Here is a 13835-nt window from a genome sequence, read left to right on the forward strand (position 1 = left end):
CGCGGCGCGCAGCGCGGCCGGGTCGGGGCGGTCGCCGGCCGGCCGGGCGTACGCCAGCAGCTCGCCGTCGCGGGCGATGGCGCGTACCCCGGCCACGCCGGGCTGGGCGGCGAGCACGGCCTCGATCTCGGTCAGCTCGACGCGGTGCCCGCGCACCTTGACCTGCCGGTCGAGCCGGCCGAGGCAGACCAGCTCACCGCCGGGCAGCCGCCGGCCGAGGTCGCCGGTGCGGTACGACCGCACTCCGTCGGCGTCCACGCTGAACCGGTCGCTGTCCTGGTTGAGGTAGCCGGGGGCGAGGTGCCGGCTGCGGACCACCAGCTCGCCGGTGTCCGGGGCGAGGTCCACCTGGTAGCCGGGGAAGGCGGTGCCGATCGGCAGCGGGCCGGCGGCGGTCGGGTCCACCGTGGACAGCGGCAGCGCGTGCCGGGCCACGAAGGTCATCTCGGTGGCGCCGTAGCCGTTGACCAGCCGGCAGTCGGGGGCGAACCGTTCCCGGCCGCGGGCCGCATCGGCGTACGTGGCCTGCTCGCCGCCGAGCAGCACCACCCGGACCGCGTCGAGCCGCCGTTCGCCGAGGGTGTCCAGCAGGTAGCGGTAGACGGTGGGCGTGCAGTGCAGCACGGTGGCCCGGTGCCGGTCGAGCTGCTCGACGGCGTGTGCGAGCCCCTGGCGGCGCAGGTCGACGGGGACGACGGCGGCGCCGGTGAGCAGCGCCGGGTAGAGGTCGGGGATGGCGGCGTCGAAGCTGAACGAGGCGAGCAGGCTGAGCCGGTCGGCCGGGCCGATCGCCAGCGCGGCGATCTGGTTGTCGACGACGTGCGCCAGGTTGCGGTGGGTCTGCCCGACCGCCTTGGGCACCCCGGTGGAGCCCGAGGTGAACAGCACGTACGCCAGCGCGTCCGGGTCGACCGGGACGGGCCGCAGCGGGGCGGGCGGCACCTCGTCGAGCGGCACCACGGTCCGTCCGTCGGCGAGTGCCCGGGCCAGCTCGCGGTGCTCGGCGGCGCAGGCGACGGCGGTCGCCCCGGCGGCGGCGAGCATGTGGCGCAGCCGGTCGACCGGGAAGCCCGGGTCCAGCGGCACGTACGCGCACCCGGCGGCGAGGGCGCCGAGCAGCGCCGCGACGGTCGGGGCGCCGTGCGCGGTGAGCAGGGCGATCCGGTCGCCCGGCCGGGCGCCGGCGGCGACGAGCGCGGCCGCGTGCCCCCCGGCCGCCCCGGCCAACTCGGCGTAACCGACCTCGTGGGTCTCACCGAGCAGAGCCGGACGTTCACCGTGATGCGCCGCGACCTCGCCGAAACGATTGATGATCATCGGCTGTGCCATGTCAGCGGGCTGATGTTTCCCCGTGGACGGCAGGCGCGCAGCGTTCGGTGACTGTGATCATGATCCCCCCCAGGACTTCACACTGGAGGCAGAATAAAGCTCAATCTCTCGATGGGGAGAGCATTGATACAGGTCAAGCCGAAGGGATGACGGCACGTGGAACCTCGGACGAAGGAATTCGTCCGATCATCCCCCTAGCGCGTAGACGATCTACCGCGTAAGTGCCTACTCGCGAGTTATTTTACGGTGAAAATACTTCCTGGCCGTGGAATTTCCGCCGAGCGGCCCCGTTGCCGCAGCTCAACCCGCGTCTCTCGGGGAGCCTGCCTACACATCGTACGGTGGGCGCGGGATCGGGTCGACCATCGCGTCGAATCCCTTGGGGAGCTGCGCCACGAGATCCTGGAACTCCCCGACCGTGACCGTCTCGCGCAGCGTGGCGAGGACCGCCCTGGCCCCGACCTCGGCGACCGCCGGGTCCACGCCGGCCCGCTCCGCCACCCGGTACAGGAAGGCGACCGCGCCGCCGGTGGTGCCGCCCTCGCCGGGCGCGGCCAGGTAGCTGCCCACCTCGTCCGGCAGCTGCGCGGCCAGGTCCGCCGACTCGGTGGCGGTGATCCGCTCGGCGAGGGTCTGCAACACCGCCCGGGAGATCGTGGCGGCCTGCTCGGTGGGCAGTTCGGCGCGGCGGGACACCGCCTCGACGAATCGGGGAAACCGCACAGCCGCACTCCTGTCGTCGCCGGCCGCCGCCGGGTGTCCAACCCGTCCGCGCCTCGCGACCCGGGACGTCGCGCCCGCGGTTACCCGCACCCGACGGCGGCAAACAGCGGATCGGCTACCGGTACGCCCACCGTCCTCGCCGGCCGCAGGGTGCCCCGGTAGCCGGCGGCGTAACAGGTCATCCGGACCCGCGTGCCGGCGTCGTGGCTCGGTAGGCTCGCCGCATGGCCCGCACCACCCACCCCGGCGCCTGCCCGCTGGACTGCCCGGACACCTGCGCATGGCAGCTCACGGTGGAGGACGGCCGGGCCGTCGCGCTGCGCGGCGACCGCGACCACCCGTTCACCCGGGGCGCGCTCTGCGGCAAGGTCAACCGCTACCTCGACGCCGTCAACGGCCCCGACCGGCTCACCACGCCCTACGTCCGCACCGGCCCGAAGGGCGCCGGGCGGGTCGCGTACCGGCCGGCTAGCTGGGCCGAGGCGGTCGACCGGGTGGCCGCCGGGCTGCGCGCCAGCATCGAGCGGGACGGCCCCGAGGCGGTGCTGCCCTACTACTTCGCCGGCACGATGGGGCACGTGCAGGGCTGGACGATGGGCCAGCGGCTCTTCGCCCACCTGGGGGCGTCCCGGCTGGACACCACCATCTGCACCGGCGCGGCCCGGGCCGCGCTGCGCTCGATCTACGGCAGCTCGATCGGCTTCGAGCCGGAGTCGATCGTGGCGGCGAAGCTCATCGTGCTCTGGGGCGCCAACCCGCTCGCCACCAACCTGCACCTGTGGCCGTTCGTGCAGCAGGCCCGGGAGCGCGGCGCGTACCTGGTCACCATCGATCCGCTGCGCACCGACACCGCGGCCCGCAGCGACGAGCACCTCGCCCCGCTGCCCGGCACCGACGCGGCGCTCGCCCTCGGCCTGATGCGGCACGTGCGCGACGCCGGGGCGGCCGACGAGGAGTGGCTGGCCGCGCACACCGTCGGCTGGCCCGAGCTGAGCGCCCGGCTCGACGAGTGGCCGGTGGAGCGGGCCGCCGCCGAGTGCGGCCTGCCCGTGGAGGCGCTCCGCCGGCTCGGCGACCGGATCGCCACCACCCGCCCCACCGCCGTCCGGGTCGGCCTGGGCCTGCAACGGCACCACGGCGCCGGCCAGGCGATCCGGGCGATCTGCGCGCTGCCGCTGGTCACCGGCGACTTCCGGTACCCGGGCGGCGGCGCCCTGGTGTCGACCAGCGGGCACCACCCCATCGAGGAGGAACCGGTGGTCCGGCCGCCCGGCATGCCGGCCCCGCCGGCCCGGTCGGTGAACATGAGCCGGCTCGCGACCGTGCTCACCGGGGAGGCCGACCCGCCGGTGACCTCGCTGGTGGTGTTCAACGCCAACCCGGCCGCCACCGCCCCGGACCAGAACCGGCTTTTCGCCGGCCTGCGCCGCACCGACCTGTTCACCGTGGTGCTGGAACAGCGCTGGACCGACACCTGCGACTACGCCGACGTGGTGCTGCCGGCCACCATGCAGCCCGAACACCTCGACCTGCACTCCTCCTACGGCCACCACTACACGACGCTGAACCTCCCGGTCACCCGGGCGCCCGGGGAGGCGCTGCCGAACACCGAGATCTTCCGGCGGATCGCGGCCGCGCTCGGCATCCACCATCCCCGGTTCTCCGACACCGACGAGGACCTGGCCCGGCAGTTGCTGGCCGGCACGCCGGTCAGCTTCGAGGAGCTGCGCGAGCGGACGTACGCCCGGACCACCGGCGTGCCGGTCGGCGCCGCCCCGTTCGCCGCCGGCGGCTTCCGCACCCCGGACGGCCGGGCCCGGCTGCACGACCCGGCGCTGGCCCGGCTCGGGGTGGACCCGCTGCCCGGGCACACCCCGCCGGTGGAGGCCGCCGACGCCGAGCTGGCCCGCCGGTTCCCGCTGGTGCTGCTCGCCCCGGCCGGCCGGTTCCTCATGAACTCCACCTTCGCCTCGCTGCCCTGGCACACCCGGCGGACCGGGCCGCCCCGGGTGCACCTGCACCCGGACGACGCGGCGGCGCGCGGCCTCGCCGACGGCGACGCGGTGCGGGTGCACAACGACCGGGGCGCGTTCCTCGCGGCGGTCGCCGTGGACGAGGCGACCCGGCCGGGGCTGGCCTTCACCTACAAGGCGTACTGGGCGCGGCTGAGCCCGGGGCGGTCCACCGTCAACGCGGTCACCGCCGTACGCGACACCGACCTGGGCGAGGCGCCGACGTTCCACGACTGCCGGGTCGAGGTCGAGCCGGTGCCGGCCGAGCTGCTGACCCCGGAGCCGCCCGCGGACGCGGCGACCGTGCCCGCGCCGGCCCCACCCGCCGACGCGGCGGCCGTACCGGCCGGCTGAGCCGGGACTTCCCGCCGATGGCCGCGCTGCGGGCCGGCGGCGCGACCCCCGCCGGCATCGCCTGATCGGGTCCGGCGGGGTCGCGGGCGTCGCCTCCGCGGGGCGACGACCGGCGGCTCAGCCCTCGGCCAGGGCATCCAGCACCAGCGCGGCCGTCCAGCTGAACGCCGGTGAGCCGAGCCCCGCCCCGGTGTCCGGGTGGAAGTACTCGTGGCAGCCGGCCGCGTCGACCAGGTCCAGCATGGACTCCCGCAGGGCGGCCGCCAGGTCGGCGCGGCGGTGGCCGCGCAGCCCTCGCCACAGCAGCCAGCTGGTGTTCAGCCAGCTCGGGCCGCGCCAGTAGCGCAGCGGCTCGAAGTCCGGGGCGGTGCGGTCGTAGGTGGGCAGCGGGCGGTCCATCCGGGCGGCCAGGCCGAACCGGGGCGAGCACGCCTCGGCCAGCACCGCCCGCACCTGGGCGGGTGGCAGGTCGGGCAGGATCAGCGGCATCAGCCCGAGCACCGTCCGGGCCGGGACGAGCCGGTCGGCCCGGACGTCGCGCGGGCGGAAGGTCCCGGTGGCCGGGTCGAAGAGCCGCTCGACCAGGGCCTGTGTGATCCGGGCCGCGCGGTCCCGGTGCGGCCCGGGGTCGGCCCCGACCACGGTGGCGATCCGCGCGAGGGCCTGCTCGGACACCCCGAGCGCCGCGTTGACCAGCGGGCACTCCACCAGGAACGGATGCCGGCCGAGCAGGCCCTCGTCCCGGTAGCGGCCCGCCCGGTAGGCGGTCACCAGCGCGACGTAGCGCGCGTAGTCGAGGTCGGTGGGGCGGTGCGCCGCGTCGGCGTGCGCGGTGTCGTGCCGGCGGTACGCCCGCATCACCGCCTCGTCGGCGGGCACCGCGGCCATCGGGGCGTCCCAGGCGGGGCTGTTGTCCAGGCCGGACTCCCACGGGTGCACGATGGCGGCCAGCCCGCCCCCGCCGGCGTCCCGCCGCTCGGTCAGGTAGCGCTGCTGGGCGACCAGCCGCGGGTAGAGCCAGCGCAGCGCCGCCACCGACGCCTCGGAGGGGGCGCGGCGGTGCACCAGCCAGGCGGCCGGGGCGTGCACCGGCGGCTGGACGATCCCCGAGGTGGCCGCCGCCGGGGCGCCGTCGGCCCGGGCCGAGTCCCAGAACCCGGGCCCGGGGAAGTACGCGCCGGCCCGCAGCGCCGGGTTGAACACGATGTGCGGCACCCGCCCGTCGGCCCACTGCGCGGCGAAGAGGGTACGCAGCTCCCGCCAGGCCCGGTCGGGACGGGCGTGCACCAGCCCGACCGCGATGAACGCCGAATCCCAGCTCCACTGGTGCGGATAGAGGGTGCGGGACGGGACGGTGTGGTCGTGCTCCCAGTTGGCGTCCAGCGTGGCCAGCGCCAGCCGGCGCAGCCGGGCGGCCCGCTCGGGATCGGTGCGGCCGGGGCCGCCGGCCCGCACCCCGGCCCTGCCGCCGGGGACACCGGCGGTCACGCCGCCGCCCGCCGTGGCCCGGCCTGGGCGAGGACGGCGGCGGCCTGGCGCAGGGCCGCGACCGGTTCGCCGCGCAGCCGGCACTCCAGCGCCAGCCAGCCGGGGTAGCCGATCGCGTCCAGGGTGGCCAGCAGCGCCGGCCAGTCCAGGTGCCCGGCGCCCGGCTGGTACCGGTTGGAGTCGCTGACCTGCACGTGCCCCAGGTACGGCGCGGCCGCGCGGAGCGCCGCGCAGGCGTCGTCCTCCTCGATGTTCATGTGGTAGGTGTCGGCGACCACCCGGACCGAGGGCAGGCCGACGGCGCGGCACAGGGCGACCGCCTCGTCGAGCCGGTTGACCATGTGGTCCTCGTACCGGTTGAGGGGTTCCAGGAAGAGGGTGACCCCCGCGGCGCGGGCGTGCTCGCCCAGCTCGCCCAGGGCGTCGACCAGCACCTGCCGGTCACCCTCGGGCGGGCGGGGCGGCTCGAACGGCGGCAGCCGGCGGGAGAACATCCCCCAGGCGGCCGGGGTCATCGCGCCGATCCCGCCGAGCTCGGCGATCACCGAGAGCTGGGAGCGCAGGTTGCGCACCGCGTCCCGGGAACGCGCGGGGTCGAAGTCGCCGATGAAGTGGTCCATCTCGACGCAGACGGTCGGCATGACCACGCCCTCGGCGCGGGCCCGGCGCAGCTCCGGCAGCCGCCGGGCGAGGGCCAGGTCGCCCCGGCCGCGCAGTTCGATGCCCTGGTAGCCGAGGGAGATGGCGAGGGCGTACTTCTCGGACAGGCCGGCGCCGGGGAGCAGCTGCTCCTGGCAGGCGAGTGGGATGGTCATCAGAACCTCAGCACCACTTGGAGGACGTCACCGTCACCGCGGTCGAGCAACGCCAGCGCGTCGGCCACCGCGCCCGCGTCGACGACGTGGCTCACCAGCGGCAGCGGGTCGACGCTGCCCTCGGCCACCAGGTCCATGAAGGTGTGGGCGATCCGCGCCCCGGTCCACCGGCCGGCCGTGCCGGGTGCCGGGGCGGGCCCGGAGACCTGGGCCGCCACCAGCTGGATCCGGTTGTGGTGGAACTCCTCGCCGAGTTCCAGCCCGTGGGCGTACCCCTGGTAGAAGCCGGCGGCCACGACGCGGCCGGCGTGGGCGGTGGCGCGGATCGCCTCGTGCAGCGCCGGGTACGACCCGGACAGCTCCAGGCAGACGTCCGCGCCGCGGCCGCCGGTGGCCGCGTGCAGCGTGGCCGCGGCGGAGTCGACGGCGGCGTCGACGACCCGGCGGGCGCCGAGCCGGGTGGCGTGCGCGAGCCGGTCCGGCACCCGGTCGACGGCCACCACCCGGGCTCCGGAGAGGACGGCGAGCCGGGTGCCGAGCAGCCCGATCACCCCCTGCCCGAAGACACCGACCCAGTCGCCGAGGTGCAGGTCGCCGGCGAGCACGGCGGTCAGCGCGATGGCGCCCGGGCGGGCGAAGACGGCGACCAGGGGGTCGAGTCCGGGGGCGAGCGGGGTGACCGCGCCGGCCGCCAGCACGGCCTCCGCGCGGTGCCCCCAGATGCCCCAGACGACCTGGCCGGGCCGGCGGTCGGCGACGTCGGCGGCGACCTCGACGATCTCGCCGACCTCCTCGTAGCCGAAGCCCACCACCGGGTACGCGGGCGGGGCCTGCCGGGGCACGAACATCCGGGTGGCGTCGTCCCAGTCCTTGCTGAGCCGGGGATTGCTGCCCCGGTAGAGGGTCAGCTCGGTGCCGGCGGAGATCCCGGAGTAGCAGGTGCGGACGCGGACCTGGCCCGGGCCGAGCGGGTCCGGGGGGCAGGGCTCCAGGGTCACCCGCCGGGGCCCAGCCAGAGAGACAACCCAGTTGGCCATGGCGTCGCTCCGAGGAAAGTGCCGAACCCGATTCTAAACCGAAATGTTGGTAAATGTCTTGTAAACGATCAATCGAAGGCGTTAAATCCCTGATGTACCCTTCGAGAGGAGTGCCACCGATGCCATCACCCTCGATGCGGATCCTCGCCCCCACCCTGATCATGGCACTTGCCGGGACAACCCTGCTGGCCTGCGGTGACGACGAGCCGAAATCCGACAGTTCCCAGATAACAGTGTGGAGCCTGGAAGACGTCGCGGACCGGGTGAACGCCACCAAGGCCATCATCGCGGACTACACCGCCAAGACCGGCGTCAAGGTCAACCTCGTCACCGTCAACGAGGACCAGTTCCCCTCCCTCATCGCCTCCAGCGCCGCCGCCGGCGACCTGCCCGACGTGGTCGGCTCGGTCTCCCTGGCCGGGGTGCGCACACTGTCCGGCAACGACCTGCTCGAACCGGACGCCAACAAGCGGGTCGTCGACAAGCTCGGCCGGGACACCTTCTCCCCGCGCGCCCTCGAACTGACCAGCGAGGACGGCAAGCAGCTCGCCGTACCCAGTGACGGGTGGGGCCAGCTGCTGGTCTACCGCAAGGACCTGTTCGCCGCGGCGGGACTGCCCGCCCCCGACACGTACGAGAAGATCGCCGCCGCGGCGGCGAAGCTGAACACCGGCGGCGTCGCCGGCATCACTGCGGCGACCGCCCCCGGCGACGTCTTCACCCAGCAGACCTTCGAGCACCTCGCGCTGGCCAACAACTGCCAGCTCACCGACGACGCCGGCAAGGTCACGCTGGACTCCGCCGAGTGCGTCGAGGCGTTCCGCTTCTACGGCGACCTGATGCGGAACAACTCGGTCAAGGGGGCGCAGGACGTGGACACCACCCGGGCCACCTACTTCGCCGGCAAGGCCGCCATGCTGATCTGGTCCCCGTTCATCCTCGACGAGCTGGCCGGGCTGCGCAACGACGCCAGGCCGACGTGCCCGCAGTGCCAGTCCGACCCGGCGTGGCTCGCGAAGAACAGCGGCTTCGTCACGGCGATCAAGGGCCCGAACGGCGCCGAACCGGCCCAGTACGGCGAGATCAGCTCCTGGGCGGTGCTCGACGGCGCGAGCGACTCCGCGTCGTCCTTCGTGGAGTACATGCTCTCCGACGGCTACCCGCGCTGGTTCGGCATGTCCCCCGAGGGGCGCTTCCCGGTGCGCACCGGCACCGCGGAGGACAAGCAGAAGTTCCTCACCGCCTGGAACACCAGCCAGGCCGGCGTGGACCGCAAGCAGCCGCTGTCGGCGGTCTACGGCGAGGACGTGCTCGCCACCCTGCGCAGGAGCCCGGACACCTTCCAGCGCTGGGGGCTGACCCAGGGCCAGGGGAAGCTGGTCGGGGCGATCCTCGGCGAGCTGCCGGTGCCCAAGGCGCTCGCCGACGTGATCGGCGGGAAGTCCGACGCCCGGGCCGCCGCCGAGCGGGCGAAGAAGGACGTCGACGCGATCGCCAAGGGCGTGAATTGACCACCACCGCGCCGGAGGCCGGCCGCTCCCCGACCGGGGAGCGGCCCCGCCGGCCCGGCCGACGCCCGCTCACCCTGCGCCGCCGCGAGTCCCGCGCCGGGCTCGCGCTGGTCACCCCCACCCTGCTCGTCGTGGTCGCGGTGATCGGCATCCCGATCGTCTGGACCGTGGTGCTGGCCTTCCAACGGGTACGCCTCGCGACCCTGCGCCGGACCGGCCTCTTCGGCGAACTGACCCTGGACAACGTCGACCGGGTGCTGCACACCCCCGGCTTCGCCGACACGCTCTGGACCACCGTCGTCTACAGCGCCGGCGGGACCGTCGGCTCCATCCTGGTCGGCCTGGTGGCGGCGCTGGTGGTCCGCCGGCCGTTCCGGGGCCGCACCATCGTCCGCGCGTCCATGCTGCTGCCGTACGTGGCGCCGGTGGTTGCCATGACGTTCGTCTGGCAGGTGATGCTCGACCCTCAGCTCGGCTTCGTCAACGACTGGGGCCGGCGGTTCCTCGGCTGGGACGAGCCGGTGCCGTTCCTGTCCCAGGAGTCCACCGCGCTCTGGACGGTCATCGCGTTCGAGGCGTGGCGCTACTTCCCGTTCGCCTTCCTGTTCCTGCTGGCCCGGCTCCAGGCCGTGCCGGGCGAGCTGGAGGAGGCCGCGCGGGTCGACGGGGCAACCCCGACCCAGCGCTTCCGGTACATCCTGCTGCCCCAGCTCATGCCGGTGATCGCACTGATCGGGGTGCTCCGGTTCATCATGACCTTCAACAAGTTCGACGACGTCTACCTGCTCACCGGGGGCTCGGCCGGCACCGAGGTGGTCAGCGTCCGGGTCTACCAGTTCCTCACCGCGCGGACCGACATCGGCGCGGCGGCGGCCCAGGCGGTCGTGCTGGCCGTCGTGCTGATCGTCTTCGTCGCGATCTACCTGCGCTTCTTCAGCGGCCGACGGGAGGAGGCGTGATGGACCGGGACCGGATCGAGACGGTGAGCCTGCGCTGGCTGCGCCGGCTGGTGATCGCCGCCTTCCTGCTGGTCACCCTTCTGCCGTTCTGGTACATGCTGGTGCTCTCGGTACGCCCCATCGAGCGGCTGCTGCTCGACCCCGGCTCGCTGCTCGTGCCGTTCGGCGAGCTGACCGTCGCCACCTACGCCGAGGTGCTGAAATCCGTGGAGGACGGCGGGCAGGGCTTCCTCGCCTTCATCCGCAACAGCGGCATCGTGGCGCTGTCCGCCACCGCGCTCACCCTGGTGATCGCCATCCCCGGCGCGTACGCGGTGTCCCGGCTGCGGTTCTTCGGCCGGCGGCAGGTCAGCGCGCTGTTCCTGGCGGTCTACCTGTTCCCGTCGATCGTCATCGCGATCCCGCTCTTCGTGGTCTTCACCCGGGCCGGGCTGCGCGGGTCGCTGGTCGGGCTGGTGCTAGTCTACATCTCGCAGACCCTGCCGGTCTCGGTCTACATGCTGAAGAACTACTTCGAGACGATCCCGATCAGCCTGGAGGAGTCCGCCGCGATCGACGGGGCCAGCCGGCTCGGCATCATCCGCCGGGTCAGCCTGCCGCTCGCCGCGCCGTCGGTGATGGCGGTCGCCCTCTACGACTTCATGATCGCCTGGAACGAGTTCCTCTTCGCGCTGCTCTTCCTGGTCGACCGGCCCAACCGGTGGACCGTCTCGCTGGGCCTGTCGCTGCTCTCCGACGGCGTCGAGGTGCCGAAGACGGTGCTCATGGCCGGCTCGGTGATCCTCACCCTGCCGATCGTGATCCTCTTCTTCGCCAGCGAGCGGCTGCTCACCGAGGGCCTGACCAGCGGCGCCGAGAAAGGGTGAGCGCACCGCGGCGCTACCGGAGCACGGCTTCGCCGAGCGGCGTACGCCGGTAGCGGATCTCGTGCCGGTGTCGTTCCCCGGTGACGAACCCGGCGTCGCGCAGCACCGACAGGTGCTCGGAGACCGTCCCGGCGGCCAGCGCGTGGCGGTGGGCCAGCACTGTGGTGCTGGCCGGCTCGTCGAGGCTGATGAGCAGCGCCGCCCGGGTCCTGCCGATCAACCGGCCCAGAGCGGCATGCCGATCGGTGGACAGGGGCTCCCAGAGCGTGCCGAGCCCCCGGGCCGGATAGACCAGCGTGGGCTGCCACGGCGGGTCCACGATCACGATGACCTGGTCCCACTTGAAGGCGCTGGGCACCAGGACGACTCCCTCGCCACGCAGATCGCGATGCTCGTCGTCGCCGTACTCGCGGCTCAGCACGCCGTTTTTCCAGCGCAGTCGTGGATGCAGCTCGGCGAACAACCGGTCCAGGCCGCCTTCGGCGAGACGTCGGGTCTGGAACCCCACATCGGCGTCGAGCAGCCCGCGTACCTGCGGCCAGACCGGTTCGACCAGGACCTCCCAGGCCTGCTGGACCAGTGCGACCAGCGTCTGGAGAACAAGGGCTGGTTCGCCCAGCAGGAGACGCCCGGTCCGCGACTCAACCGCCCCTGGGGTGTCCGCCAATGACCGTCGCACCTCCGCGCGTACCCGATCATGGTCAGTCGCCGCCACGGCCGCGAGTTCGTCCTCGAACCGGGCGTGCGGGCTGACCGGGGGCGGTGAGAGGAAGTCGGGGGTGTAGCCGCGACGCGGCTGGAGCAGGGCGATCGGCCGCAGGTCGAGTTCCCGCGGGTCCAGGGTGTCCAACCAACGGCGATGGGGGCCGACCCCTTCGCGCGGGGAGAGCAGGCGCACCGCGGACAGCGTCTCGAGCATGGGCGAGGTGGCGAAGCGGCAGCGCAACAGGTCGGCGGCGCCGAACCGCAGCGTGACCGCCATCCGCACCCGACCTTGACGATGAGGAGATTCGGCCTTTCCCGAATCACTGGCGCCCACGGTATCAGCGCTCGGAGAGTGTCTTCCGCACAGACGATCACGAGGAGAACGACTATGAACCCGAGCACCGACTGGGAGCAGCGCAGCGCGGACCTGTGGGCGGCCTTCAACGCGGCCCCCGACGACTGGGACGAGCAGGAATTCCGCGAGCGGGTCGGCGCCCTCGCCGACGAGTTGGGGCCGGATCATCCGGTGGCGGCGTTCGAGCGGGCCTGCGCCTGGGACTCGACCGGCCATTCGGACCGGGCGATTCCGCTCTACCGCAAGGCGTTGGAGCTGGGCATCGACGGCATCCGCCGGCGACGCTCGGTGATCCAGCTGTCCAGCTCGCTGCGGAACATCGGGCAGGCCGGGGAGAGTGTCCGGCTGTTGACCGAGGAGCGCGAGCGCGGCCGCGACGAGCTCGACGACGCGGTGAGCGCGACGCTCGCGCTGGCGCTGACCAGTGTCGGCCGGGAGCGGGAGGCGGTGTCGATCGCTGTCGGGGCGCTCGCCAGGCACCTGCCCCGCTACCAACGGTCGATGGCCAACTACGCCCGCCTCCTGGTCGAGCCGAACTGATTCGCGGACCTGACGACCACACCTGGCCGCAGGTCCTCGCCGGTACGGCCGCCGGCGTCCCGCTCACCGCCGCCACCCTCCTGGCCCTACCCTGAGCCCACCCGTTCCCGGCGCCGGCCCTGGCAAGATCAGTTACGGTGACGGCATGGGCAAGCCGACCCGCTGGGTGACCGAGACGAAGCCGGGACACTCGCAGTGGTACATCGACCGGTTCCGCCAGCTCGCCGCCGAGGGTGCGGACCTGGCCGGCGAGGCCCGGCTGCTGGACGCGCTCGTCGCTCCGGGCGCCCGGATCCTGGACGCCGGCTCGGGCACCGGCCGGGTCGCCGCCGCGCTGGCCGCCCGCGGGCACACGGTGGTGGGCGTGGACGCCGACCCGGCTCTGGTCGAGGCCGCCCGCGCCGACCACCCCGGCCCGCGCTACCTGGTCGCCGACCTCGCCGAGCTGGACCTCGCCACGCAGGATGAGCCCGAGCCGTTCGACGCGGCGGTGATCGCCGGCAACGTGATGGTCTTCGTGGCCTCCGGCACCGAACGCGCCGTGCTGGCCCGGGTCGCCGCGCACGTCCGGCCGGACGGCCTGGTGGTGGTCGGCTTCGACACCCGCCGGGGCTACCCGGTCGCCGAGTTCGACGCCGACGCCGTGGCGGCCGGGCTGCGGCTGGAGCACCGCTTCGCCACCTGGGACCTGCGCCCCTGGCACGACGACGCCGAATGGGCGGTCACGGTGCTGCGCAAGCCGACGGCGTGACCGGTTCCGCCCGCTCGGACCGACGCGACGCTGACCCGCTCGATCTTGCGCAGGTCGCGGTATCCCCGCACCCCGATACCCCTACCTGCCGCAACCGAAGTCGATCACGCCGATACGCGGCACCGGGTCAGGCCGGGGCGGCGACGGCGCGGGCGGCGGCGGGGTCGAGCGGGCTTCCGGCCGGCACCAGATCCACTAGGCCCGCCGGCAGCCGGACCGGACGGACCCCGGCGTACCCGAGCATGCCGAGCACGTCCCCGCCGGTGAGCACGTATCGCCGGCCGAGGTCGGTGACGACGCTGACCGCGCCGCCCGTGGCGCCGGGCGCCGCCGCGGCCTCCACCACCGCGCCCCGACCCGGCTCGACCAACACCCGGTCGGCGAGGCCGC

General features: G+C 73.9%; 13 protein-coding genes. 6 read left to right on the top strand and 7 right to left on the bottom strand.

Annotated elements, in window-relative coordinates; translation table 11 throughout:
- Both B0E53_RS23825 and B0E53_RS23830 read right to left on the bottom strand, forming a co-directional pair.
- Positions 1-1329 (bottom strand): AMP-binding protein (locus B0E53_RS23825; protein ID WP_146167746.1); only part of this gene is annotated, 1329 nt, incomplete at its 3' end.
- A 327-nt stretch (positions 1330-1656) separates the two neighbouring features.
- A complete protein-coding gene (locus B0E53_RS23830; protein WP_107078096.1) occupies positions 1657-2052 on the bottom strand; it encodes a DUF2267 domain-containing protein in 396 nt (131 codons plus the stop codon).
- A 224-nt stretch (positions 2053-2276) separates the two neighbouring features.
- On the opposite strand from B0E53_RS23830, the gene B0E53_RS23835 reads away from it, so the two are divergent.
- Entirely contained in the window at positions 2277-4418 is a 2142-nt protein-coding gene (locus tag B0E53_RS23835; protein WP_107078097.1) for a molybdopterin-dependent oxidoreductase, read from the top strand.
- 117 nt (positions 4419-4535) lie between these two features.
- Here the strand turns inward: B0E53_RS23835 and B0E53_RS23840 are convergent, their stop codons facing one another.
- The 3 genes from B0E53_RS23840 to B0E53_RS23850 are packed head-to-tail and all read right to left on the bottom strand — an operon-like array spanning position 4536 to position 7758.
- A complete protein-coding gene (locus B0E53_RS23840) occupies positions 4536-5873 on the bottom strand; it encodes a hypothetical protein (protein WP_107078106.1) in 1338 nt (445 codons plus the stop codon).
- Between the two features lie 29 nt (positions 5874-5902).
- Positions 5903-6721 carry a sugar phosphate isomerase/epimerase family protein gene (locus B0E53_RS23845; protein WP_107078098.1) on the bottom strand — a complete coding sequence of 273 codons (819 nt, stop codon included), beginning with the start codon at positions 6719-6721 and terminating at the stop codon, positions 5903-5905.
- The gene (locus B0E53_RS23850; protein WP_107078099.1) at positions 6721-7758 is read right to left on the bottom strand and encodes a zinc-binding dehydrogenase; all 1038 of its coding nucleotides are present in this window, start codon (positions 7756-7758) and stop codon (positions 6721-6723) included. The genes B0E53_RS23845 and B0E53_RS23850 overlap by 1 nt, the downstream gene beginning before the upstream one ends.
- 119 nt (positions 7759-7877) lie before the next feature.
- Here B0E53_RS23850 and B0E53_RS23855 point away from each other — a divergent pair, with 119 nt between their 5' ends.
- Genes B0E53_RS23855 through B0E53_RS23865 form a run of 3 tightly spaced genes read left to right on the top strand, consistent with a single transcriptional unit; the run spans position 7878 to position 11094 of the window.
- Positions 7878-9269, top strand: coding sequence for an extracellular solute-binding protein (locus tag B0E53_RS23855; RefSeq protein ID WP_107078100.1), 1392 nt, complete (start codon positions 7878-7880; stop codon positions 9267-9269).
- Positions 9266-10228: a sugar ABC transporter permease gene (locus B0E53_RS23860; protein ID WP_107078101.1), complete on the top strand. Its 963-nt coding sequence runs from the start codon at positions 9266-9268 to the stop codon at positions 10226-10228. Before B0E53_RS23855 ends, B0E53_RS23860 begins: the two co-directional genes overlap by 4 nt.
- A complete protein-coding gene (locus tag B0E53_RS23865; RefSeq protein WP_107078102.1) occupies positions 10228-11094 on the top strand; it encodes a carbohydrate ABC transporter permease in 867 nt (288 codons plus the stop codon). Before B0E53_RS23860 ends, B0E53_RS23865 begins: the two co-directional genes overlap by 1 nt.
- A gap of 13 nt (positions 11095-11107) precedes the next feature.
- Here B0E53_RS23865 and B0E53_RS23870 read toward each other — a convergent pair whose 3' ends face one another.
- A complete protein-coding gene (locus B0E53_RS23870; RefSeq protein WP_107078103.1) occupies positions 11108-12076 on the bottom strand; it encodes a DUF5937 family protein in 969 nt (322 codons plus the stop codon).
- Between the two features lie 111 nt (positions 12077-12187).
- On the opposite strand from B0E53_RS23870, the gene B0E53_RS23875 reads away from it, so the two are divergent.
- Both B0E53_RS23875 and B0E53_RS23880 read left to right on the top strand, forming a co-directional pair.
- Positions 12188-12694, top strand: a complete 507-nt coding sequence (locus B0E53_RS23875) for a tetratricopeptide repeat protein (protein ID WP_107078104.1) — start codon at positions 12188-12190, stop codon at positions 12692-12694.
- A gap of 145 nt (positions 12695-12839) precedes the next feature.
- Complete coding sequence (locus tag B0E53_RS23880) at positions 12840-13445, top strand: class I SAM-dependent methyltransferase (protein WP_107078105.1); 606 nt, start codon at positions 12840-12842, stop codon at positions 13443-13445.
- Positions 13446-13572: 127 nt separating this feature from the next.
- Here the strand turns inward: B0E53_RS23880 and B0E53_RS23885 are convergent.
- Positions 13573-13835 (bottom strand): type VII secretion protein EccB (locus B0E53_RS23885; RefSeq protein ID WP_210406189.1); only part of this gene is annotated, 263 nt, incomplete at its 5' end.

It is taken from the genome of Micromonospora sp. MH33 (genome assembly GCF_003013775.1).
Taxonomy (GTDB): Bacteria; Actinomycetota; Actinomycetes; order Mycobacteriales; family Micromonosporaceae; genus Micromonospora; species Micromonospora fulviviridis.

Coding starts and splice junctions, on each gene's coding strand:
- B0E53_RS23875 (WP_107078104.1), top strand. CDS start 12,188: ATGAACCCGAGCACCGACTGGGAGCAGCGCAGCGCGGACCTGTGGGCG.
- B0E53_RS23880 (WP_107078105.1), top strand. CDS start 12,840: ATGGGCAAGCCGACCCGCTGGGTGACCGAGACGAAGCCGGGACACTCG.
- B0E53_RS23850 (WP_107078099.1), bottom strand. CDS start 7,758: ATGGCCAACTGGGTTGTCTCTCTGGCTGGGCCCCGGCGGGTGACCCTG.
- B0E53_RS23865 (WP_107078102.1), top strand. CDS start 10,228: ATGGACCGGGACCGGATCGAGACGGTGAGCCTGCGCTGGCTGCGCCGG.
- B0E53_RS23835 (WP_107078097.1), top strand. CDS start 2,277: ATGGCCCGCACCACCCACCCCGGCGCCTGCCCGCTGGACTGCCCGGAC.
- B0E53_RS23845 (WP_107078098.1), bottom strand. CDS start 6,721: ATGACCATCCCACTCGCCTGCCAGGAGCAGCTGCTCCCCGGCGCCGGC.
- B0E53_RS23855 (WP_107078100.1), top strand. CDS start 7,878: ATGCCATCACCCTCGATGCGGATCCTCGCCCCCACCCTGATCATGGCA.
- B0E53_RS23870 (WP_107078103.1), bottom strand. CDS start 12,076: ATGGCGGTCACGCTGCGGTTCGGCGCCGCCGACCTGTTGCGCTGCCGC.